The following is a 21762-nucleotide window of genomic DNA, read 5'->3' as shown; positions in this document are numbered from 1 at the left end:
TGTCAGGCGTGCGATGTGCATGCGTACAAGATCGCGCTCAGGCATCGATCTTGAAGCGCGACACGCCCGTGCGCAGCTGGTTCGCGACGAGCGTCAGATCGTCGATAGCCTGCGACGACTGGCGCAGCGACTCCGCCGTCTGCTGCGCGGCCTCCGACAACTGCGACAGCGCCTGCGTGATCTGCTCGGCGCTCGTCGCCTGAGTCTGCATGCCTTCGTTGACGAGCAGGAAACGCGGCGCGAGCGTCTGCACTTCGTGAATGATCTCCGACAGTTGTCCGCCGACCTGCTGCACGTCACGCATGCCGCGCCGCACTTCTTCGGAGAACTTGTCCATGCCCATCACGCCCGCCGACACGGCCGACTGGATCTCCTTCACGGTCTGTTCGATGTCGTAAGTAGCCACGGCCGTCTGGTCCGCGAGACGGCGGATTTCCGTCGCGACGACGGCGAAGCCGCGGCCGTATTCGCCCGCCTTCTCGGCTTCGATCGCTGCGTTCAGCGACAGCAGATTGGTCTGGTCGGCGACCTTCGTGATCGTCGCGACGACCTGGTTGATGTTGACGGCCTTCTCGTTGAGGATCGCGAGCTTCGCGTTCACGGAGCCCGCCGCTTCCATCACACTGCGCATCGTGTCTTCCATGCGCGTGAGGCCGCTCTGGCTCGCGCCCGCGAGCGTCGCGGACTGTTCGGCGACGCTCGATACTTCGTTCATCGTGCGTAGCAGATCGCGCGAGGTCGCGAAAATTTCGCGCGACGTCGCGCCGATTTCCGTCGTGGTCGCAGCCGTTTCCGTCGCCGTTGCCTGCTGTTCCTTCGACGTCGCGGCGATCTCGGCCACCGACGTCGTCACCTGCAGCGACGACTTTTGCGCCTGTGCGACGAGGCTGTTGAGTTCTTCCGCCATCCGGTTGAAGCCGTCTTCGAGCGTGCCGAACTCGTCGCGCCGGCCGAGCTTCAGGCGCTGCGTCAGATTGCCCGTGCGCATCACGTTGTGCACGTCGACGAGATTCGCCATCGGCACCGTGATCGCGCGATACAGCGAAAAGCCCGTGAACAGCGCGACCAGCAGCGTGACGCCGAGCGCCGTCGCGAGCGTGATTTCGGTGCTGGTGACGGAATCGCGAATGGCTTTGGCCGATTCGTCGGCCTGCATGCGGTTTTCGGTGACGAGTTCGTTGGCCGCGCGGATCACGTTGTCCCAGGCGGGCGCGAGCTTGACGAAAATGGCCTGCGCGTCCGCCTTCGACGAAGGCGCGGCGCGGATCGCTTCGTTCAGTTGCGGCAGGTATTGATCCCACGCGGCGCGGAACGCGCGGAAATGCTCGCGGTCCGCATCGCGATACAGCGTGGCCTGGTATTGCGCCGACACCTGATCGAAATTACGCAGCAACTGCGGCATGCGGTCGAGATCCTGCTTCGTCGCGCCATCGCCGTTTTCGACGAACAGCGCGCGCTGCAGCGTTCCGTAGCCTTCGTTGGCCGTGGCGCGCAGCGTCGTCGCGAGATAGAGGCCGGGCACGGAATCGCGGCCCATGCTGAGCGCTTCGTCGTCCATCGCGCGCAGGCGTGTCCACGAAATCGCGGCCATCACCAGCATCAGCACGAACAGCGCGCCGAAGCTCAGCATGATCCGGTTGCCGAGCGTAAAGCGGCCCGCGTGCTTCGGATCGAGCAGGGTGGTGTCGCTGGTGCGGGGCGTCGCAGTGGCCATTGTCGATGACTCTTCCTGTGTTGATGAGGTGAGGCGGCGCTTGGGATGAGAAACATCCGGACGGTCCACGCCGACACTAACGAGAAACTACACGATCGTTAGACGAATCATTATCGCAAAAAGGCTGGCAAATTCACGCCAGATCGGCCGTTTGAAAGGTTGCAAAACGCGTGTTGCAAAACGCATCACAAAGGCTTTGCGGGCGCGCTTTTGTCGCCCAGAATATTCGATAAGAACAGCATGCGCTGTCGGAACGCACTCTGGCCGGGTGTCGACCGCGAAATGCCTTCCCGTCGACTTGCGCTTTCGCGTACGCGTTCACGAGACGGGCATGGCCGATGTGCCTGGCGATATCTGGAGTTGTCATGCTCGACGATACGCTTGCCCTGCCGTCGGCGTCGCTGGGCGCGCGTCAGCGCTGGACGATCTTCGTCGCCAGCACGGGCGGCGCGCTCGAAGTATTCGACTTCGTCATCTACGGATTCTTCGCGCAGCACATCGGGCGCGCGTTCTTCCCGCCCGGTCTCGGGCTCGCGCCCGCCACGCTGTCGTTCGCGGTGCTCGCGATCGGCCATCTGTCGCGGCCGCTCGGCGGGCTGTTCCTCGGGCGGCTCGGCGACAAGATCGGCCGGCGTGTCGTCTTCATGTCGTCGGCGCTCGTCGCCGCGCTCGCGACGCTCGCCATTGGAATGCTTCCTTCATATGCGACGCTCGGCATCGCTGCGTCGGTTGCACTGCTCTCGTTGCGGCTGGTGCAGGGCCTGTGCCTCGGCGGCGAACTGCCGGGCGCGCTCGTCTATGCAATCGAAACCGGTTCCGCGCATCCCGGCTTGCGCTGCGGCTTCGTGTTCGTTGCCGTGAATCTGTCGCTGCTGGTGGCGTCGTGCGTGAACCTCGGCGTGCATCTGCTGCTCGATGCGGCGCAGGCCGACGCATTCGGATGGCGGATTGCGTTTTTGCTAGGCGGAATCTGCGGCCTCGCAATCTTCGCGCTGCGCCGCACGCTCGACGAATCCGAAGAGTACGCACGTGCGCCGGGCAGGCGTCATCGCGAGCCGCTGGCCGTGCTGTTCCGCGATCATCTGAAGCCGCTCGCGACGGGAATCGGCGCGGGCATGCTGACGGGCGTCACGGGCGGGCTCTTCATCGCCTTCATGCCGAGCTGGCTGCAGACGCTCGGCTATAGCGCACGCTGCGTCGCGTGGGCGCAGACGCTGTATGTGATCGTGATCGCCGTGTGCATTCCGCTCACAGCGCAAGCGGGCGACCGGTTCTCGCGCCGCCGCGTGTATCGAACGGGCGCGGTGCTGTCCCTGCTGCTCGCGCCGGCGCTGTTCATGGCGATCGTTGATTTGCACGCGAATCTCGCGACGCTGCTCTTCATCGCAGGCGCAGTCGCCTCGTTTACCAATGGGACGTATGGCTGCGCGATCGCCGAATTGTTTCCCGTCGACGTGCGCTTCAGCGGCGTCGCGGCGGCGATGAATCTCGGTCTCGCGGTGACGATGGGCCTGACGCCGCTTGCCGCGAGCTTCCTGTCCGCCGATCTGCACTGGACGCCCGCGCCCGCGCTGGTGATGATGGCGGGCGCGCTGGTCGCGTTCGCGGCGTCGTTCGGAATGGCGCGCGGGAAGCCGCTCGATGAAATGGCTTCACAACGGTAGCGGAGGGTTTGCACGGCGCGGCGGCGCAGCAGGCCGCGCGTGGCAGGAACGGACATGGACCCGATACAGCCCGTATGGATCGCGGACGTCGAACTCGACATCCGGCGCTATGAACTGCGCCGCGATGGCGAACAGATCCGGCTCGAACGTCTGCCGATGGAACTGCTGATCCTGATGGCATCGCGCGACGGGCAACTGGTCACGCGCGCCGATATCGTGCGCGCGCTGTGGGGCGGCAATGCCTGGCGGCAAACGGACAACAGCATCAACACGGCCGTGCGCAAGATACGCGTCGCGCTCGGCGAAAACCCGGATGCGCCGCGTTATCTGCTGACCGTCAAGGGCAAGGGTTATCGGCTCGAAGGCGTGCGCACGGTTGCCGAGGAGACGCCGTCCGCGCCTTGCGCGGCGGCCCGTCTGCTGGTGCTGCCGTTCGAGAACCAGACGGACGACGCCATGCCCGACAGCTTCTGCGACGCGCTCGCCGACGAAACCTCGGCGAATCTCGGCATGCTCGACGCGCAACGGATACTCGTCGTCGCGCGCACGACGGCGGCGCGCTATCGCGGCGCGAAAAAGAGCATCGCGGAGATCGCGTTCGAGCTATCCGTCGATTACGTGCTCGAAGGCTCGCTTGCACGCGACGGCGGGCGTCTGCGCATTCTCGTGCAACTGATCCGCTGCTTCGATCAGGTGCAGGTCTGGCGCCGTGCCTACGAGCCCGTCGCGAAGGGTGCGCTCGATGTGCAGATGGAGGTGGGCGCGGCGCTCGCGCGCGAACTGGCGCCCGTGCTCGGCGAGCAGTTGCAGCTGCGGCTCGCGCGCCGCTTGCCCGTCGATCCGCGCGCACACGACGCGTATCTGCGTGGCCGCTATTACTGGACGCGGCGCGTCCACTTCGATGCGGGCTTTGCCGCGCATCATGCGCTGAGCGACGAAGACTTCATCCGCGCACGCAGCTATTTCGAAGAGGCCGTCGAGCACGATCCGAGCTATGCGCTCGGCTATGTCGGTTTGTCGAACGTGTTCGGCAGCACGGCGGCGCACGGCTTTTATCCGTCGTCGCAAGGCTATCCGCGCGCGAGAGAGACGGCGCTGCGCGCGCTCGAACTCGACAGCAGTCTGCCCGAAGCGCATCAGGCGCTCGCGGGCGTGCATTACTTCTACGACTGGGACTGGCGGCGCGCGGAAGAAGAGTTTCTCGAAGCGCTGCGCCTGAACCCCGAGCACGCGGAAACGAGCCGTCTGTATGCGCGGCTGTTGCTCGTGCTCGGACGCGAAGCGGAAGGGCGCGCGCAATTCGAACGCGCCGAGCGGGCCGATCCGCTCGCGTTCGAAGGCTCGCGCATTTTCGGGCTCGTGCAGTCGGGACGCTACGACGAAGTGATCCGCGATTATCTGAGCGCGGGACATGGCAACCGGTCGCCGCTCGTGTATCAGCTGCTCGCCATTGCGTTCGAGGTGCGCGGCGACTATGCGCGTGCCGTCGAAGCGACCGTCGATGCACTCACGCGCTGCAATGCGTTCACGCGTGCCGAAAGCGTGCGCGCCGCGTGGGATGCGGGCGGCTATGACCGCGTGCTGCAATGGTATCTGCAGGATCTGCACGCGCGCCGGCAGACGCGCTACACGTCGCCGTTCCTGTTCGCCGAACTGTACGCGCGGCTGGGTCAGCCCGACGAGATGTGCCGCTGGCTCGATGCGTCGCTGGCCGAGCGATCGCCGCGCCTTTGCGAACTGCGCACGAATCCGTGGTTCAACCGTTATCGGTCGCTTGGCAAATTCAGGAACGTGGAAAAGCGCATCGGCTATTGAAGGCGATGCGCTTCTCCTTGCCGCTTATTTGCGGCTTATTTGCCACGATACAGACCGCCGTTCAGCCGATGCTGTTCGCCCGACTGTTCGAAGCGCACCAGATCCTGATACACGTCGCCGCGCGACGTGCCCATCGCGTGGCCGGACTGACCGATCGACGCGTCCGGCATGCCGCCGACGTCCTGTGCCTGCGCGGCCTGCGCAGCTTGCGTCGGCGCTGGCTGATCCTGCGCCCATGCATGTCCGAGATAACCGGTTGACAGAGCGACCGCGCAGGTCGCCGCGATGCGAAGCGTCTTCATGATGTGACTCCTTCGAAACGGGCCGGTGACGGTCAGCGATGACTGGCCGGAACGCGAAGCCGGCTTGCGTCGAAGGACGCAGCGGGCTTCGCATGCACACATGGTGCGAGCGGCGCGCGCATTGCGCTATCGACGGATCATGAAGAAATCATCAAGCCGCGGGACGAACGGCGGCTCGTCAGAGCGTGTCCCAACGCCACGCCTGCGCGAGCCGTTCGCGCAGATAGTCGACGAACGCGCGTACGCGCGGCGCGAGATGCTGGCTGTGCGGATAGATCGCGTGCAGCGGCGCGGCGGACATCGAATGTTGCGGCAGCACGCGGCGCAGCTTGCCCGCGAGGATATCGTCGCCGACGTCCCAGATCGACTTCACCGCGATGCCCGCATCGGCGAGCGCGAACAGATGCGCGGCCTCGCCGTCGTTCGTGACGATCGCGGCATCGACGCGTACGGCAATGCTCTCGTCGCCTTCGAAGCGCCATTCCGCGCGCCGCTGGTCGCCGATCAGGATGCAGCGATGCGACATCAGATCGTGCAGATGCTTCGGCGTGCCGTGCTGCTTCAGATAAGCCGGCGACGCGCACAGCACGCGGAAATTCGGCGCGAGCGGGCGCGCGATCAGCGACGAATCCGCGAGACTGCCGAAGCGGATCGCGAGATCGAGCCCGCCTTCGACGAGATCGACGACGGCGTCCGTCAGTTCCAGTTGCACGGTGAGTTGCGGATGCAGCCGCTGGAAATCGGCGATCAGCGGCGCGATCTTCTGACGGCCGAGCTGGCCGGGCGCCGTCACGCGCAGCAGACCGCTGACTTCCTGGCGGCGCTGCGACAGCAGTTCTTCCGCCTGCTCGATTTCATCAAGGATGCGAACCACGCGCGCGTGAAACAGCGCGCCTTCCTCTGTCAGCGTCTGACGGCGCGTGGTGCGCTGGATCAGCCGCACGCCGACGCTTTTCTCCAGTTGCGCGAGCCGCTTGCTGATCACCGACAGCGGCAGATCCATGTCGCGCGCGGCCGCCGACAGACTGCCCGCCGCGACGACGCGGGAAAAGGCAATCAGTGCGGGCAGGCTATCGATCCGTGTGTCGCTCATTCTTCTCAAAAAAGAAAGGATTCATCAGTCGGAGAACGGTATTTCTTCCGTATCGCGAAGACTAGCATACGACTCAACGAATGCTTTGTTTTTCTTCAAGGAGCCCATCATGTCGATTCGTCTTGCTTCTTCGCTGCGTCGCGCGGTGTCTGCTGTGCTGGCTGTCGCGTCGCTGGGTGTTGCACCTGCGTTTGCACCTGCATATGCCGCTGCGCCGGCTGCTTCGCTCGTCGAACCGCAGCATCTGACCGTCGATCCGAGCTTGCCGAAGGCGCAGCGCGACGCGCAGATTCTCGCCGCGCGCCGCTACGACACGTTCTGGAGCACAGGCGACGAAGCGCTCGCCCGCGCCGCGCTCGCGCCTGGCTTCACCGATCGCACGCTGCCGCCGGGACGCGCGCAAGGCATCGAAGGGCCGCTCGCCGCGTCGAAGTTCGTGCGTGCTGCCGTGCCCGATCTGCAGGCGGAGATCGAGCAGATGGTCGTGGCAGGCGATCGCGTGGTCGTGCATCTGCGCTTTCATGGCCACTTCACCGGGCAGTTCAAGGGCGCGCAGGGCGAAGGACAGAACATCGATTTCATCGCGACGGACATCTACCGGATCGCCGATGGCCGTATCGCGGAAAACTGGCATCTCGAAGACAACCTCACCTTTTTGCAGCAACTTGGCGTCGTCGCGAAGTAACCGAACTTTTTCATTTACTGGCAAGGAGAAAACATCATGAATTCGCTTCAATCGAAACGTGTGCTGATCGTCGGCGGCAGTTCTGGAATTGGCGCGGCGGCGGCGAAAGCATTCGCGGCGCTCGGCGCGCAGGTGACGATCGCGTCGCGCAATGCGCAGAAGCTGTCGGCGGCGGCGCAGGAGATCGGGCAAGGCGTGCAGACGGCGGAACTCGACACGACGGATGCCGCTGCGATCGACGGCTTTTTCGCCGCGCAGCAGCCGTTCGATCACGTCGTCATTTCGGCTGCGCAGACGCCGTCCGGTCCCGCGCGCCAGTTGCCGCTCGACGACGCCTACCGGGCGATGGACAGCAAGTTCTGGGGCGCTTATCGCGTAGCGCGGGCCGCGAAGATCGCCGAAGGCGGCTCGCTCACGTTCGTGTCGGGCTTTCTTTCCGTGCGTCCGAGCAAAACCTCCGTGCTGCAAGGCGCGATCAACGCGGCGCTCGAAGCGCTCGCACGCGGGCTTGCGCTGGAGCTGTCGCCCGTGCGTGTGAACACGGTGTCGCCGGGACTGATCGCGACGCCGCTGTGGTCGAAGCTCTCCGACGAAGCCCGCGACAGCATGTTCGAAGGCGCCGCGAACCGTCTGCCCGCGCGGCGCGTCGGCCAGCCCGAAGACGTTGCGAATGCGATCGTCTATCTGGCGAGCACGCCTTACGCGACGGGCTCGACGGTGCTCGTCGACGGCGGCGGCGCGATTGCCTGAACGAGCACCGCGCAAGTCCTAAACAACTTGCGCGCCCCGCTCGGCGAGCAACTGACGCAGCACGCTTCGATGACAGCGGTTCTCGTCCTCGCAATAGCAGCCGACCGAAAAGTTGCTCGTGGCCGACAGCGCGGCGAGCGTGTCGAGCACCTTCGACGCGTCGCCGTGATTCATCTCCGCGCGAAACTTGCGCACGAAGGCTTTCCATTCGGCATCGGTGGTGGACGCCAGCGCCTCGCTGACGAGTTCCGGCGTCGGCGAGAGCGTCGGCAGCCAGACATCGTAGTAATTGCGGCGGCTGAACTCGGCCTTCGGCACGCCGCGCGGCGGGCGCCGCACGGTGCCGATGCGCACGCCTTCGTCGGCGGCGCGCTCCGAGCCGAGTCGAACGATGCGAATGGTCATGGGGCGAGGTCTCCTGTCATTGTGGTTTTGATGCAGCGGCCGTTCAGCCGAGCGTGTTCTTCATGCCCAGCACGTCGATGCGGCCGATCTGCGGCGGCCCCGTGAAGAGGTCGTTTGCGACGCCCATCAGCGCCTTCGCGATCGGCCCGTCGAGATGCGCCTGGCGACCGGCCTCGTCGGGGAACGCGTCGAACACGCCGTAGGTGTGCTCGGCGATCTTCAGGGCGAACCAGATCGGCGTGGTGGTCTCCTGATTCGCCAGTTCCAGTCCTTTCTGCAAAAACGCCTCGACCTCCGCTTCCTTGCCTGGCTTTGCCTCGAAACGCGCGAACAATGCGTACTTGATCATCATCAGTCTCCTGTCGAAGGGGCTTGCTGCGATCCTTCCAATGTAAACGCATGTCGCCGTTCATGGCGAACGCCTCCGCGTCCACTCAAACTGTTGTCAAACGATTACATGGAAAACACCTAGTCGTCCACTGGTTGTTTGACAACATTGCAACGCCGATGCTACTTTCTGGCTCGTCCGCTACCCAATCGAACCACGAGACCTTATGAACGAGTCCCAGATCGATGAGCGCGAGTTCGCGTCTACCGTGATGGCAGTTCCGCCGCTCGCGCGTCGCGCCGATCTGTCGGTCGACATCGACGCCAATGCGGCGCTGATCCGGCATATCGAGGCGGGTGGGGTGCGGACGCTGCTGTACGGCGGCAATGCGAATTTCTATCACGTGGCCGCCAGCGAATACCGCGAACTGCTCGACATGCTGGCCGACAACACGGCGCCCGCGACGCGCGTGATCCCGGCCATCGGTCCGGACTTCGGCAAGATGCTCGACCAGGCGCGCATCCTCTCGCAGACCTCGTACCGCACCGCGATGGTGTTGCCCCTGTCCGGCTTCACGACACCGGCGGGCGTCGAGGCGGGGCTCAAGCGCGTCGTCGATACGGCAGGCATCCCGCTCACGCTGTACATCAAAAGCGAAGACTACGTCGATGTCGACACGCTCGCGCGTCTCGTCGATAGCGGCACGTTGATCGCGGTCAAGTATGCGATCGTCCGTCCGAACCCGGCTCACGATCCTTATCTGCGGCGTCTGCTCGAAAGCGTGAATCCATCGCGCGTGATTTCCGGCATGGGCGAGCGTCCGGCGCTCACGCACGTGCGCGACTTCGGCCTCGCGGCGTGGACGACAGGCAGCGGCTGCATCGCGTCGCATGCCGTGATGGGTCTGCTCGCGGCCGCGAAGGAAGGGCGCGACGCGGAAGCGCAGCGCCTCTACGACGCCTTCATGCCGCTCGAAACACTGCGCGACGACATCTCGCTGATCCGCGTGCTGCACGACGCCGTCACGTTGTCGGGTATCGCCGATATGGGCTCGATACTGCCGCTGCTGAGCGCGACGCCCGCCGAACATCATGCCGCCGTCGCGCAGGCGGTGGGCGATCTGCTGGCGTTCGAACGCAAATACGCGGCGGGTGCGGATTAAATCGAGCTGGAAAGCCACTGAATTCGAAGAATAAAGCAGAGCAACAAGAACTCTCGCGCTGCGCGATTCATGACGACGCAGCACGACGACACAAGGCAACAACATCAATACCAAGCCCGAGGAGGGGATACGGATGGAGAAGAAGCAATTTTCAGGGGCCAAGGCGGCACTGGTGATCGGCGCGTCGCTGGCTACGGCAGCGCCCGCCTTCGCACAGAACAGCGTGACGCTGTACGGCATCGTCGATAACGGTATCGGTTATCAGTCGAGTTCGACGACGCTCGGTTCGACCGCGAACGGCCACTCGGCAGTCAAGATGGTCACGGGCGTATGGGCGGGCAGCCGCTTCGGCCTGAAGGGCGCGGAAGACCTCGGTGGCGGCACCAAGGCGATCTTCACGCTGGAAGAAGGCTTCAGCGCGAACAACGGCGCGATGTCGACGACCAACCTGATGTTCAGCCGCCAGGCGTTCGTCGGCGTGACGAACGATGCGTACGGCTCGCTGACGGCCGGCCGCCAGTATGCGTCGTACTACCAGCTGCTGTCGCCGTACAGCCCGACGACATGGCTCACGGGTTTCTACGGCGCGCACGCGGGTGACGTCGACGGTCTCGATACGATTTATCGCGCGAACAACACGCTGCTGTACATGTCGCCGAAACTCTACGGCTTCAAGTTCAGCGGCTCGTATTCGTTCGCGGGCGTGCCGGGCAGCGCGTACCAGGGTTCGACGTGGAGCACGGCTGTGCAATACGCGCAGGGCCCGATCGGCATCGCGGTCGGCTTCTCGAAGATCAACAACTCGAACGTCAACGGCGGCACCTTCGGCACCGACACGGCCACGTCGAACAACGGCTCGCAGGCAGGTATTTCGGCTGTGACCAACGGCTACCAGTCGGCACGTTCGCAGCAGCGTTTCGCGGTGGGCGCGGGCTACACGTTCAACAGCCAGTTCGACATCACGGCGACGTACTCGAACGTGCAGTACATTGCGGGCATCGGTTCGGGCTTCCGCGATCTGTCGATCTGGAACTCGGGCGGCATCGTGCTGCACTGGAAGCCGACGGCGGCCTGGGACTTCGCGACGGGCTACGCGTACACGCGCGCGACGAAGGCCAACGGCATCTCGAGCAGCGCGTCGTACTCGCAGGTCAACCTGTCCGAGTACTACTCGCTGTCGAAGCGCACTGGCATTTACGCGCTGCAGGCGTACCAGCGCGCGAATGGCCAGACGCTGGCGCCGAATGCGACGGGCGGCGGCACGCACATCATCAACGCAACGGCTACGATCGGCGATGGCTTCAACTCGACGCCTTCTTCGTCGCGCAGCATGGTCGGCGTCGGTGCGGGCATTATTCACCGCTTCTGATGCGGGTTTGATGGTTCGGAAGCAAGAAAAAAGCGCCGCGATTGCGGCGCTTTTTTTTGTAAGCGGCTCGGCCGTTCCAAGCGCCGTCAGGCAATGCGTTTGCATTGACATTACAATGCGAGTGCATTACCATATCCGCCGTAGTCTACCGGAATGGAGTCCGCGATGTCTTACTCTCTGTTTGCAGCCGAGGATGAGTTCGTCATTGAAGCCGAGTCGTCGCTGACGGATCGGTATCAAACGACGGTGCCTGAAACGGTTCGCCGTGCGCTCAAGCTGACCAAGCGCGACAGGATCCACTACAAGGTCAAGTCGACGGGCGAAGTGGTCATGGAGCGCGCGGTGCCCGATAGCGAAGAGGATCCGGCATTCGGCCCGTTTTTGGACTTCCTCGCTCGCGATATCGAACAGCATCCGCGGGACATCCGCTCGTTCTCACCCGATTTCTTGCAGCGCGTGCAGTCGCTGACCAAAGATGTCGAGATCGATCTCGATGCAGAACTTTCTCCGGATGACGAATGACCATCAGGGATGTGTTGAAAGTAAACGGGTGGACGATTTACGCCCACCCGTGTTTTCTTGATCAGTTCGAGTCACTCGTCAAGCAGGTCGAAGCATTGCGAAGGAAGCTTCCAAACGACTTCCACAAAAAGAACGACGCAAAACGGCTTGCTGCGATTGCAAAGCTTGCGTGGGAGGTCATTCCCGACAATCCTGAGAAAGAGGAGTACAGGCAAGGCGAGACGTTGGGCGATGACCGCAAGCACTGGTTTCGCGCGAAGTTTTTTCAGCAATACCGGTTGTTCTTCCGATATCACAAAGCGTCCCGAATCATCATCCTTGCGTGGGTCAATGACGAAACGACGCGACGCGCCTATGGCTGTACGACGGATGCCTACAAGGTTTTTGCCCGGATGCTGAACAAGGGACGGCCGCCGGATGACTGGAATACGCTACTTGCCGAGGCTTCGTCGTCCGACGCTCATGAGGTTTTGCTCAGCGTGCACAAAGCCACCGGCAACTAGCCAAAAGGCCGCCAACACGCGCCGCCGCTAACCAGTCACCTTAGCGGTCTGCGCCCGACGGCGCTCCCCTCAACTCCGCCCGTTCCGCTTCTCAGGCGGCGTGTAATCGATCGTCACGAACCCGCCGCCCTGAAACCGCTGCGCGACAGGATCGAGCGGATTGGTTTGCTTCAGGATTTCGTCGGCATAGTCTTCCGAATTCTGCTTCGGCTGATAACCGAGCGGCGCCGCCGCGGAATTGTCCCAGTAGCTGCGCGTGTTGTTCGACACGCCCCAGACCGCCTGAAAGCCCAGGTCGGGTACATTGATGCAGCGGTCGATCAGATGCAGGAAGTCGTCGTGACCGAGCCACGTGCTCAGATGGCGGAACTCGGTCGGCTTTTCGATGCAGCTTCCGATGCGGATGCACACGCTCTCGATGCCATGCTTGTCCCAGTACATGTGGGCCAGAGACTCGCCCCACGCCTTGCTGAGACCGTAGAAACCATCGGGCCGGAACGCGCAATCGAGCGTGAGCTTGTCTTCGACGGGATACATGCCGATCGCGTGATTCGAACTCGCGAAGATAATGCGGCGCACGCTATGCCGCCGCGCGCCTTCATATACCTCGACAAGACCGCGCAGATTGTTCTCGATGATTTCGGGCAGCGGCCGTTCGACGCTCGTCCCTGCCATATGGATCAGCACGTCGACGCCTTGCATCAGCCGATCGACCACGGCGGGATCGCGCAGGTCGCCGTGCATGACGTCTTCGCCATCGAACATCGGTTCCAGCGCGCGGGAGCCCGCCGCGGAACGCAAATTCACGCCGCGCCCGTTCAACGCGGCACGCAGGAAGCGGCCAAGCTGACCGCCCGCACCACTCAACGCTATCTTTTTTGTCATGGTCAAAACCTTGTCTGATCGACGCCAGTGTCCAGGTGAGACATCGTCGCGGCGGGTGCTGAACTTGTCAAGCAAATAGCCTGACGTCCTGGGGCGATCCCTGGTTTCATCGACAACGCGACGCCGCTTGTAATCTCAATGTCTGCGGGCGGGTCGCCCCGTTCGAGACGCACAAAGCCAGGCGATTCCCGCTCGACCGATAACAAGTTGTTTTACAACGCGTGCCCTGCCCAGCGGTGTCTCACATCTGTATGAGAAACTTAAGAACGTTTGACAACCGATAACAGCTTTTCGTGATCGCGCTATTTTCAGGAGCCCCTTTCTCTTCGTGGGAGAGCCGCGGCTTTTCTTCCTGACAACACGGGTCTTCTCAATGACGGAGAATTCCGAGTACATGTTGGAGCCGCTTCGCGAGGGAGCGGACTGCATGCTCTATCGCGGCATCGATCCCGTCAGCCAGTTGCCGATTCTGGCGCTGTCGGTCGCTGCCGAACAACTGTCTCCTCAGAGCCTCAGACGGCTCGAACACGAGTGCTCGCTGGCGGACGAACTCGATCCGGCGTGGGCCGCCCAGCCGCTCGCTCTCGTGCGTCAGCAGGCAAGGGTGCTGCTGATTCTCAGGGATCCTGGCGGCGAACCTCTCGACCAGGTCATCAAACGGCACAAGGGGCAGCCGCTCAATCTGCCGCGCTTTCTGCGAATCGCCATCGGCCTCACGTCGGCGCTCTGTTACGCACATCAGAAAGGGCTCATCCATAAGGACGTGAAGCCTGCCAATGCACTCGTCGACGACGACGGTCACGCGTGGCTCACCGGCTTCGGTATTGCGTCGCGGCTGCCGCGCGAGCGTCAGTCGCCCGAGGCGCCCGAGTTCATCGCGGGATCGCTGCCTTACATGGCGCCCGAACAGACGGGGCGCATGAACCGTTCGCTCGATTCTCGCAGCGATCTCTATTCGCTCGGTGTCACGCTGTACGAAATGTCGACGGGCGAACTGCCGTTCGCCGCTTCCGATCCGATGGAATGGGTGCACTGCCAGATCGCACGACAGCCGGCGTCGCCGCGCGAACGCACGCCGGAGCTTCCCGCTCCCGTCGCGTCGATCATCATGAAGCTGCTCGCGAAGACAGCGGAAGAGCGCTATCAGACGGCAGTGGGTCTGGAGCGCGATCTTCAGCGATGTCAGCGCGAATGGGAACAGCATGGACGCATCGATTCGTTCCCGCTCGGCGAGCACGACAGGCCGGACCGGCTGCTGATTCCCGAAAAGCTGTACGGACGCGCAGTCGAAATCGATACCTTGCTGGCGTCGTTCGATCGCGTCATGCACGGAGGCAGGCCCGAACTCGTGCTGGTTTCGGGTTACTCGGGAGTCGGCAAGTCGTCGCTGGTCTACGAGCTGCACAAGCCGCTCGTGCCGCCGCGCGGTTTTTTCGCGTCGGGCAAGTTCGACCAGTACAAGCGCGACATTCCCTATGCGACGCTGGCGCAAGCGTTCCAGAGTCTCATTCGTCCCATCCTCGCGAAGGATGAAGCAGAGCTGGCCCGCTGGCGCGACGCGATTCATGAGGCGCTGGGTCCGAACGGTCAGCTGATGATCGATCTCGTCCCTGAGTTGAAGCTCATCATCGGAGAACAGCCGCCCGTTCCCGAGCTTCCGCAACAGGATGCGCAAAGCCGCTTTCAACTGGTGTTTCGCCGGTTCATCGGCGTGTTCACGCGGGAGCATCCGCTTGCGCTGTTCCTCGACGACCTGCAGTGGCTCGATGCAGCCACGCTGGATCTGATGGCAGATCTGCTCACGCATCCGGATGTGAATCATCTGCTGCTGATCGGCGCCTATCGCGACAACGAAGTGGTGCCCACCCATCCGCTGACGCGCAAGCTCGAAGCGATTCGCGAGAGCGGTGCGGCCGTGCACGACATCGTGCTGGCGCCGCTGACCCGTCACGATCTCGAAGAATTGATCGAAGATTCGCTGCTCTGCGAGCGGGCACGCGCCGAACCGTTGGCGGAACTGATCGCGGAAAAAACGGCGGGCAATCCATTCTTCGCGATCCAGTTTTTTTCCGGGCTGGCAGAAGAGTCCTTGCTCGCCTTCGACTACGGCAAAGGGCAATGGTCGTGGGATCTCAATCGCATCCACGCAAGGCGCTATACCGACAACGTCGTCGATCTGATGGTCGGCAAGCTGCATCGCCTTCCCGTCGATACGCAGAACGCGCTGCAACAGCTTGCATGCCTCGGTAATAGCGCTGACTTCGCGATGCTGCGCATGGTCTATCAGGAATCGGCCGACGCGATGCATGGACAGCTTTGGGAAGCGGTCCGAAGCGGTCTCGTGTACCGGTCCGACGATGCGTACAGCTTCCTCCACGACCGTGTACAGGAAGCCGCGTACTCGCTGATTCCTCGTGAATTGCGGGCGCAAACGCATCTGCGGATCGGCATGTTGATGGCGGCGAATACCGCCGGCGACAAGCTCGATGAAGGAATCTTCGAGATCGTCAATCAGCTCAATCGCGGCGCGCATCTGATCGCGTCGGTCGAAGAACGCGAGCGGGTTGCCGGACTGAATCTGATCGCGGGTCGACGCGCGAAGGCTTCGACGGCCTACGCATCGGCGCTCAAGTACCTGCATGCCGGCCGCGAATTGCTGACGGACGAGACGTGGACTCGCCGCTGCGATCTGATCTTCGCGATCGAGCATCTGCAGGCCGCATGCGAGATGCTGACGGCCGACACAGCCGCCGCCGAAAGCCGGCTGTCGATGCTGGCCGAACGCGCGACGAGCGCCCACGATATCGCGCTCGTCACCTGTTTGCGTCTGATGCTCTACAACCTTCTGGGCCGCAGCGACCGCGGCGTGGACGTGTTCATCGAATACCGGCGAGGGCATGGCGAAGCCTGGTCGCCGCGTCCCACCGATGCGGACGTCTCGCGTGAATACGAGCGCATCTGGTCGTTGATGCAAGGCCGGACGATCGCGCAACTCGTCGACCTGCCGTTGATCGCCGATCCCGATGTGCTCGATGTTCTCGACGTGTTCACCGAGGCGGTGATCTCCGCGATGATCACCGACGAAAACCTGCTTGCCCTCGTGCTGTGCCGGATGGTCAGCATCAGCCTTGCGCATGGCAATAGCGATGCATCGTGCTTCGCCTACGTGTCGCTGGGCATGCTTGCGGGGCCGCATTTCGGCAACTACGAGGCGGGGTTTCAGCTTGGCAAACTGGGCTACGACCTGGTCGAAAAGCACGGCCTGCATCGCTATCAGGCGCGCGTCTATTTGCGTTTCGGCAACTGCATCACGCCATGGCGGCGGCACGTCAGGACAGGGCGCGAACTCGTGCAGCGCGCTTTCGATGCCGCCAACGATATCGGCGATCTCACGTTCGCTGCGTACAGCTGTCATCACCTGTACACGAATCGTCTTGCCACGGGCGACCCGTTGGCCGACGTGCAGCGCGGCGCCGAGATCGGCCTCGAGTTCGCGGAGAAAGCGCGCTTCGGCCGTGTCATCGATCTGATCGCGACGCAACTCGCGCTGGTCCGCACACTGCGCGGCCTCACGACGACATTCGGTTCGCTCAATGACGGGTTCATCGACGAACCGCAGTTCGAAGAGCAGTTGTCACGCGATCCTATTCTGGCGTTGCCGGAGTGCTGGTACTGGACCCGCAAGTTGCAGGCGCGCTATTTCGCGGGCGATTACGCTTGCGCAATCGACGCATCGCGGCATGCAGCGCGGCTGCTATGGACCTCGCATTCGTTCTTCGAAGTGGCGGAGTATCACTTCTATTGCGCGCTCGCCCGCGCTGCGGCCTACGATTCCGCGAAAGAAGACGAGCGACAGGAACACGTCGAAGCGCTGGCCCGTCATGAACGGCAGCTCGCGATATGGGCGGAAAGTTGCGCCGATAACTTCGAAAACCGTGCGGCGCTCGTCGGCGCGGAGATCGCGCGAATCGAAGGGCGCATTCTGGACGCCGAGCAGTTATACGAAAAGGCGATCCGCTCGGCGCACGCGAATGGCTTCGTCCACAATGAAGCGGTCGCGAACGAAGTCGCAGCGCGCTTCTATGCGGCGCGAGGCTTCGACAAGATTGCCCGTACCTATCTGCGCGATGCCAGATACGGCTACCTCAGTTGGGGCGCGGACGGAAAGGTCAGGCAGCTTGACCAGCTGTATCCGCATATCAAGGACGAACAGCCGGATCCGGGTTCCACGAGCACATTTGTCGCGCCGAACGAGTTGCTGGATCTGGCCACCGTCATCAAGATTTCGCAGGTGCTGTCGAGCGAGATCGTGCTTCCCAGACTGATCGAAACGCTGATACGGATCGCAGTGGAGAACGCCGGCGCCGAACGTGGGCTGCTGATTCTTCTTCGAGGCGGCGCGCGCGGCGGCGAACCGCGCATCGAAGCCGAGGCGACGAGCGGCGCGGGCAGGATCGACGTCGCGGTGTGGCAAGCGGCCGTCACGCCTTCCGATCTTCCGCTGTCGGCACTGCACTATGTGATGCGAACGCGCAAGCTCGTGCTTCTCGACGACGCACGCGCCGACGACGTCTACGCCGCCGACGAATACGTGCAGCGCAAACGGTCGCGGTCCGTGTTGTGTCTGCCCATCGTCAGGCAGGCGGAACTGGTCGGCGCACTCTATCTGGAGAACAATCTCGCGCCGTGCGTGTTCACCTCGGACCGCGTCTCGTTGCTGCAACTGCTGGCTTCGCAAGCCGCCATTTCACTCGATAACGCCGCGCTCTATACCGATCTTCAACGCAGCGAACATCGCTACCGGCAACTCTTCAGCGAAACGCCCGTGGGCCTGTGGCAAACGGAAGCGCAGGTACTGGTCGCGATGCTCGCGGATTTGCGTCAACAGGGCGTGCAGGATCTCTCGCAATACATCGACGCCCATCCCGACTGGCTCTCCGACGCGTACGATGGTCTCGTGCTGGAAGACGTCAACAATCACGCGATGCAGATGTTCGGCGCGCGCGATCGGCGCGATCTGCTCGGCCCGTTGTCGTGGGTGTGGCGAGCGAACCCCGGCACGTTCCGGCGCGCAGTGACGAGCCGGTACAACGGCGAAGAACTGTTCCAGGAAACGACGAAGCTGCCGACGCTCGACGGCCGCATCATCGACGTGCTGTTCACGGTGGCGCGTCCTCGCAAGAACGACGACCAGGGCATTGCCGTCATCAGTCTTGTCGATCTGACCGAGCGTGTTCGCGCGCAGGAAATGCTTCAGCGGGTGCAGGCGGACTTTGCGCATGCAGCGCGTATCTCGATGCTCGGCGAACTGGCCGCGTCGATCGCGCACGAACTGAAGCAGCCGCTTGCCGCGATCAATATGAGCGGCCAGGCGGTGCTGCGCTGGCTCAACCGGCCGGTGCCCAATCTCGACGAAGCGCGCGCGACGAGCGAGCGGATCATGATCGACGCGCAGCGCGCGGTCAACATCATTCAGCGTATTCGGGGGATGGCGGTTCGCGACGCGCCGGAACACACGCTGGTGTCGCTGGCAGAGTTGATCGATGAGGCGCTCGGCTTCCTCGGTCACGAACTTCAGTCGCAGAGCATTGCGGTGACGCGAGATTACGCGGCAGGTGCGCAGCACGTGTTCGCCGACCGCGTCCAGTTGCAGCAGGTGATCGTCAATCTCACCGTCAATGCGATGCAGGCGATGACGCAAGCGCGCTGCGAGCGGCGCGAGATCACGATACGCGTCGACATGCAGGACGCGGGCACGTTGTGCTGCGCGGTCGAGGATAGTGGTCCGGGTATCGCGCCCGAACATCTCGACAGCCTGTTCGAAAGCTTCTTCACGACCAAGGAAAACGGCATGGGCATGGGTTTGCCGATCTGCCGTTCGATCATCGAGGCGCACGGCGGGCGCATCTCGGCGGATAACCGGTCAGTGCATGGCGGCGCAAGGTTCGGCCTCACGCTGCCGATGGCCAGCGGTATCCGATGATCCGCTGGCCTGCGTCACCCGCTTAGAGTCCGCTCACCGTCTTGACGGTCACCCACTGGCCGTTCTTCACCTGATAGACCGTCGACGAGCCGTTCTTCAGCGAGCCGTTCGCGTTGAACTCGATATGGCCCGTGATGCCGTCGAAGCTGATGCTTTGCAGCTTCGCGCGGTAGTCGTCGGGTTTGGTCGAGTTGGCCGCCTGCATCGCCTTGATGGCCGTCCATGCCGCGTCATAGCCGAACGGCGCGTATGACAGCACGTCCTCGCCGAACTTCTGCTTGAAGCGTTCTGCGAATTTCGCGCCGACGGGCGTGCTGTCGAGCGGGCGGCCATATTCCCAGGCCATCGCGCCTTCGGACACGTCGCCTGCGAGCTTGATGAAGTCGATGTCCTTCACGCCGCCGCCGCCCACGTACTGCGCCTTGATGCCGAGCTGGTTCATCTGCTTCATGATGCCGGCCGCCTGCGGATTGAGCGCGCCCACGAAAATCAGATCGGGGTTCTTGGCCTTGAGATTGGTCAGCTGCGTCTTGAAGTCCGACGCCTGGTTGGTCGTGTATTCACGGTCGATGATGTCGCCGCCGTGCGCCTTGACGGCCTTCACGAACTCGTCGGCTTCGCCCTGGCCGAAGGCCGTCCGGTCGTCGATGACGGCGATGCGCTTGGCCTTCGTCGTCGTGACCGCGTAGGCGCCTGCCGTGCCCGCGTTTTGCGCGTCGGACGAGATCACCATGAACATGTTCTTGAAGCCGCGACTGCTGATGATCGGGTTCGTTGCGGCGGGATCGATGTCGGGCAGGCCTGCCTTTTCGTAGAGATCGGAAGCGGGGATCGTCGTGCCCGAGTTGAAGTGGCCGACGACGACCGACACGCCCTGGTCGATGAGCTTCTGCGCGACCTGCACGCCGACGCGCGGGTCGGCCTGATCGTCCTGCGAAAGAAGTTCGAACGAGACGGGCTGGCCGTTGATCTTGACGCCTTGCGCCTTCGCGTCTTCGAGCGCCAGCTTGACGCCGTTCTGGAGGTCTTTGCCGTAGTTGGCGTTAGGGCCCGTGAGCGGCGCGGCAAAACCGATTTTTACGACCGTATCCGCGCGAGAGGCGAACGGTGCAACAGCGAGGAGTGCTCCAACTGCAACCGCGACCGGGGTGAGAGTCTTTGCAAAACGCATGTTGTTTCCTTTGTCGGCAAGCATGAAATCGTTGTTATGGCGTATAGGCCGGCTTTGCTTCGCCTGCTTCCCGCGCGTCGCGTGGTGGAGCGGGCGGCCGGTGCACGGCTCTTGTCCGTATCGACTGCGTGTGAATACCTCCTCAATAGGCATTGACGTCGGCAAACCGCTGCGAATCCGATGCTTCGGGGCGATCGCTGGAAAGGACTATAGAAAGCCAATATCGCCCGGTCTTGATCTTTCGCGACGATTCCAATGCGCATTTCGGCACAACACGGCGGTTCCGGGCAATCAGGGAAACTACGCGCGCACGAACGTGCGGTAACCGCCCGACGGCGTGGTTTTTCACCGTGTCGAGGGCGACCGGCCGGCTTGCTTGAATCGCCCGGAAAGCCGCGCCGGACAAGGCGCTACGGGCTGTGACATGAGTCGACATAATTCGTCGATAGCCATCGTCAGGACGCGCGGCCATACTGCGTTCCGCGTGCTGAGCTTTAACAACAAAACGAACCGGCGATTCACGCAACCGTGACATCGCCGATGCCGCCTCAAGTGAAGCAAATCATCGGACGATCCGCTCAAATCAACTGATCGATGACAGGACTTCACATCATGTTTGCAGCTCTCAACTCCGTTCGTGGCAAGACCATCCGCAGCGCTTCCGCCGCTCTCGCATTCAGCGCGATGCTGCTCAGCGGTTGCGCCGCAGCCAGCGTCACGAACACGGCCCAATACTCGACGCTCACGCAGGCCAATCCGCAAAACGTCTACGTGTACACGTTCGCGAGCAACCCGGAGTCGGTGAAGCTCGACAACAGCGGCATCGTTCACAAGCTGAGCGCGAGCTTCTCGGGTTCGTCGCAGGCCACGCAACAGACGCAGGAAGCCGCCGAAGCGAGCAACGAGCTGACGGACGAGGTGGTGGCGAAACTGCAGTCGATGGGCATGCACGCGATCCGCACCGATGCGCCGCCGCCTGCCGATAAGAACGTGCTGATCGTCGAAGGCGCAGTGGCTTCGATCGACGCGGGCAACCATCGCCGCCGCACGCTGATCGGCCTCGGCGCAGGCAAGAGCGAAGTGACGGCGCACGTGCAGGTGCTGTACAAGCCGGCGGGCGGCATGCCGCAACTGGTGCAGACGTTCGACGCCGATGCGAACAGTGGTCATATGCCAGGCGTCGCGGAAACGGCGGGCGTCGGCGCGGCGGTCGGACATGTCGCGACATCGGCGGCTGTCGGCGGCGCGCTGCATGTCGGCTCGGAGCACAAGAACGACACCGTGACGAGCGACTCGAAGAAACTGGCGGACTCAGTGGCGAAACAGGTTGCGCAGATCGGTGTCGCGCAAGGATGGGTGTCGGGCGACCTGGTGAAGTAACTTAGAAAAAACGGGGGAAGGCGAGGCCGCA

18 protein-coding genes are annotated in these 21762 nt (G+C 63.1%); 10 read left to right on the top strand and 8 right to left on the bottom strand.

Going from position 1 to position 21762, the window contains the following annotated elements:
* Positions 1-37: 37 nt before the first annotated feature.
* Positions 38-1714: a methyl-accepting chemotaxis protein gene (locus tag QEN71_RS10045; protein WP_201649193.1), complete on the bottom strand. Its 1677-nt coding sequence runs from the start codon at positions 1712-1714 to the stop codon at positions 38-40.
* Positions 1715-2079: 365 nt separating this feature from the next.
* Here QEN71_RS10045 and QEN71_RS10040 point away from each other — a divergent pair, with 365 nt between their 5' ends.
* A complete protein-coding gene (locus QEN71_RS10040; RefSeq protein WP_201649194.1) occupies positions 2080-3378 on the top strand; it encodes an MFS transporter in 1299 nt (432 codons plus the stop codon).
* A gap of 54 nt (positions 3379-3432) precedes the next feature.
* Positions 3433-5193 (top strand): winged helix-turn-helix domain-containing protein, encoded by a 1761-nt coding sequence (locus tag QEN71_RS10035; protein WP_201649195.1) that lies wholly within the window; start codon positions 3433-3435, stop codon positions 5191-5193.
* Positions 5194-5228: 35 nt separating this feature from the next.
* Here QEN71_RS10035 and QEN71_RS10030 read toward each other — a convergent pair whose 3' ends face one another.
* Both QEN71_RS10030 and QEN71_RS10025 read right to left on the bottom strand, forming a co-directional pair.
* A complete protein-coding gene (locus QEN71_RS10030; RefSeq protein ID WP_201649196.1) occupies positions 5229-5495 on the bottom strand; it encodes a hypothetical protein in 267 nt (88 codons plus the stop codon).
* Between the two features lie 178 nt (positions 5496-5673).
* Entirely contained in the window at positions 5674-6588 is a 915-nt protein-coding gene (locus tag QEN71_RS10025; protein ID WP_201649197.1) for a LysR family transcriptional regulator, read from the bottom strand.
* Positions 6589-6697: 109 nt separating this feature from the next.
* Between QEN71_RS10025 and QEN71_RS10020 the strand changes: the two genes are divergently transcribed.
* Together QEN71_RS10020 and QEN71_RS10015 are read left to right on the top strand one after the other, a co-directional pair.
* Complete coding sequence (locus QEN71_RS10020) at positions 6698-7273, top strand: ester cyclase (protein ID WP_201649198.1); 576 nt, start codon at positions 6698-6700, stop codon at positions 7271-7273.
* Positions 7274-7309: 36 nt separating this feature from the next.
* Entirely contained in the window at positions 7310-8023 is a 714-nt protein-coding gene (locus QEN71_RS10015; RefSeq protein ID WP_201649199.1) for an SDR family oxidoreductase, read from the top strand.
* An 18-nt stretch (positions 8024-8041) separates the two neighbouring features.
* Here QEN71_RS10015 and QEN71_RS10010 read toward each other — a convergent pair whose 3' ends face one another.
* Both QEN71_RS10010 and QEN71_RS10005 read right to left on the bottom strand, forming a co-directional pair.
* The gene (locus tag QEN71_RS10010) at positions 8042-8428 is read right to left on the bottom strand and encodes a DUF488 domain-containing protein (RefSeq protein ID WP_201649200.1); all 387 of its coding nucleotides are present in this window, start codon (positions 8426-8428) and stop codon (positions 8042-8044) included.
* A gap of 43 nt (positions 8429-8471) precedes the next feature.
* Positions 8472-8777, bottom strand: coding sequence for a putative quinol monooxygenase (locus QEN71_RS10005; protein WP_201649355.1), 306 nt, complete (start codon positions 8775-8777; stop codon positions 8472-8474).
* Between the two features lie 205 nt (positions 8778-8982).
* Between QEN71_RS10005 and QEN71_RS10000 the strand changes: the two genes are divergently transcribed.
* From QEN71_RS10000 to QEN71_RS09985, 4 genes are all read left to right on the top strand, one after another.
* Positions 8983-9918 carry a dihydrodipicolinate synthase family protein gene (locus tag QEN71_RS10000; RefSeq protein ID WP_201649201.1) on the top strand — a complete coding sequence of 312 codons (936 nt, stop codon included), beginning with the start codon at positions 8983-8985 and terminating at the stop codon, positions 9916-9918.
* A gap of 133 nt (positions 9919-10051) precedes the next feature.
* Positions 10052-11287, top strand: a complete 1236-nt coding sequence (locus QEN71_RS09995) for a porin (protein ID WP_201649202.1) — start codon at positions 10052-10054, stop codon at positions 11285-11287.
* A 153-nt stretch (positions 11288-11440) separates the two neighbouring features.
* On the top strand, positions 11441-11809 hold the full coding sequence (locus QEN71_RS09990) for a type II toxin-antitoxin system PrlF family antitoxin (RefSeq protein ID WP_233471727.1): 369 nt from the start codon (positions 11441-11443) through the stop codon (positions 11807-11809).
* A complete protein-coding gene (locus QEN71_RS09985) occupies positions 11806-12312 on the top strand; it encodes a type II toxin-antitoxin system YhaV family toxin (RefSeq protein WP_201649203.1) in 507 nt (168 codons plus the stop codon). The genes QEN71_RS09990 and QEN71_RS09985 overlap by 4 nt, the downstream gene beginning before the upstream one ends.
* Positions 12313-12381: 69 nt before the next feature.
* On the opposite strand, the gene QEN71_RS09980 is transcribed toward QEN71_RS09985, so the two are convergent.
* Positions 12382-13197 carry an NAD-dependent epimerase/dehydratase family protein gene (locus QEN71_RS09980; protein WP_201649204.1) on the bottom strand — a complete coding sequence of 272 codons (816 nt, stop codon included), beginning with the start codon at positions 13195-13197 and terminating at the stop codon, positions 12382-12384.
* 394 nt (positions 13198-13591) lie between these two features.
* Between QEN71_RS09980 and QEN71_RS09975 the strand changes: the two genes are divergently transcribed.
* Positions 13592-19180, top strand: a complete 5589-nt coding sequence (locus tag QEN71_RS09975; protein WP_233471728.1) for a trifunctional serine/threonine-protein kinase/ATP-binding protein/sensor histidine kinase — start codon at positions 13592-13594, stop codon at positions 19178-19180.
* A gap of 22 nt (positions 19181-19202) precedes the next feature.
* Here QEN71_RS09975 and QEN71_RS09970 read toward each other — a convergent pair whose 3' ends face one another.
* Together QEN71_RS09970 and QEN71_RS09965 are read right to left on the bottom strand one after the other, a co-directional pair.
* A complete protein-coding gene (locus QEN71_RS09970; protein ID WP_201649206.1) occupies positions 19203-20351 on the bottom strand; it encodes a branched-chain amino acid ABC transporter substrate-binding protein in 1149 nt (382 codons plus the stop codon).
* A 142-nt stretch (positions 20352-20493) separates the two neighbouring features.
* Positions 20494-20823, bottom strand: coding sequence for a hypothetical protein (locus QEN71_RS09965; protein ID WP_201649207.1), 330 nt, complete (start codon positions 20821-20823; stop codon positions 20494-20496).
* A gap of 140 nt (positions 20824-20963) precedes the next feature.
* Here QEN71_RS09965 and QEN71_RS09960 point away from each other — a divergent pair, with 140 nt between their 5' ends.
* On the top strand, positions 20964-21731 hold the full coding sequence (locus tag QEN71_RS09960) for a DUF4410 domain-containing protein (protein WP_201649208.1): 768 nt from the start codon (positions 20964-20966) through the stop codon (positions 21729-21731).
* Positions 21732-21762 lie beyond the last annotated feature (31 nt).

The organism is Paraburkholderia sabiae (assembly GCF_030412785.1).
GTDB classification, from domain to species: domain Bacteria; phylum Pseudomonadota; class Gammaproteobacteria; order Burkholderiales; family Burkholderiaceae; genus Paraburkholderia; species Paraburkholderia sabiae.
This window is presented reverse-complemented; position numbering and strand designations above follow the sequence as displayed.

Excerpts from the sequence above, each read along its gene's own strand:
- QEN71_RS10005 (WP_201649355.1), bottom strand. The coding sequence starts at position 8,777 with ATGATCAAGTACGCATTGTTCGCGCGTTTCGAGGCAAAGCCAGGCAAG.
- QEN71_RS09980 (WP_201649204.1), bottom strand. The coding sequence starts at position 13,197 with ATGACAAAAAAGATAGCGTTGAGTGGTGCGGGCGGTCAGCTTGGCCGC.
- QEN71_RS09975 (WP_233471728.1), top strand. The coding sequence starts at position 13,592 with ATGTTGGAGCCGCTTCGCGAGGGAGCGGACTGCATGCTCTATCGCGGC.
- QEN71_RS09960 (WP_201649208.1), top strand. The coding sequence starts at position 20,964 with ATGTTTGCAGCTCTCAACTCCGTTCGTGGCAAGACCATCCGCAGCGCT.
- QEN71_RS10010 (WP_201649200.1), bottom strand. The coding sequence starts at position 8,428 with ATGACCATTCGCATCGTTCGACTCGGCTCGGAGCGCGCCGCCGACGAA.
- QEN71_RS09990 (WP_233471727.1), top strand. The coding sequence starts at position 11,441 with ATGGAGTCCGCGATGTCTTACTCTCTGTTTGCAGCCGAGGATGAGTTC.
- QEN71_RS09970 (WP_201649206.1), bottom strand. The coding sequence starts at position 20,351 with ATGCGTTTTGCAAAGACTCTCACCCCGGTCGCGGTTGCAGTTGGAGCA.
- QEN71_RS10030 (WP_201649196.1), bottom strand. The coding sequence starts at position 5,495 with ATGAAGACGCTTCGCATCGCGGCGACCTGCGCGGTCGCTCTGTCAACC.
- QEN71_RS10040 (WP_201649194.1), top strand. The coding sequence starts at position 2,080 with ATGCTCGACGATACGCTTGCCCTGCCGTCGGCGTCGCTGGGCGCGCGT.
- QEN71_RS10035 (WP_201649195.1), top strand. The coding sequence starts at position 3,433 with ATGGACCCGATACAGCCCGTATGGATCGCGGACGTCGAACTCGACATC.
- QEN71_RS10045 (WP_201649193.1), bottom strand. The coding sequence starts at position 1,714 with ATGGCCACTGCGACGCCCCGCACCAGCGACACCACCCTGCTCGATCCG.
- QEN71_RS10020 (WP_201649198.1), top strand. The coding sequence starts at position 6,698 with ATGTCGATTCGTCTTGCTTCTTCGCTGCGTCGCGCGGTGTCTGCTGTG.
- QEN71_RS10025 (WP_201649197.1), bottom strand. The coding sequence starts at position 6,588 with ATGAGCGACACACGGATCGATAGCCTGCCCGCACTGATTGCCTTTTCC.
- QEN71_RS09995 (WP_201649202.1), top strand. The coding sequence starts at position 10,052 with ATGGAGAAGAAGCAATTTTCAGGGGCCAAGGCGGCACTGGTGATCGGC.
- QEN71_RS09985 (WP_201649203.1), top strand. The coding sequence starts at position 11,806 with ATGACCATCAGGGATGTGTTGAAAGTAAACGGGTGGACGATTTACGCC.
- QEN71_RS10015 (WP_201649199.1), top strand. The coding sequence starts at position 7,310 with ATGAATTCGCTTCAATCGAAACGTGTGCTGATCGTCGGCGGCAGTTCT.
- QEN71_RS10000 (WP_201649201.1), top strand. The coding sequence starts at position 8,983 with ATGAACGAGTCCCAGATCGATGAGCGCGAGTTCGCGTCTACCGTGATG.
- QEN71_RS09965 (WP_201649207.1), bottom strand. The coding sequence starts at position 20,823 with ATGGCCGCGCGTCCTGACGATGGCTATCGACGAATTATGTCGACTCAT.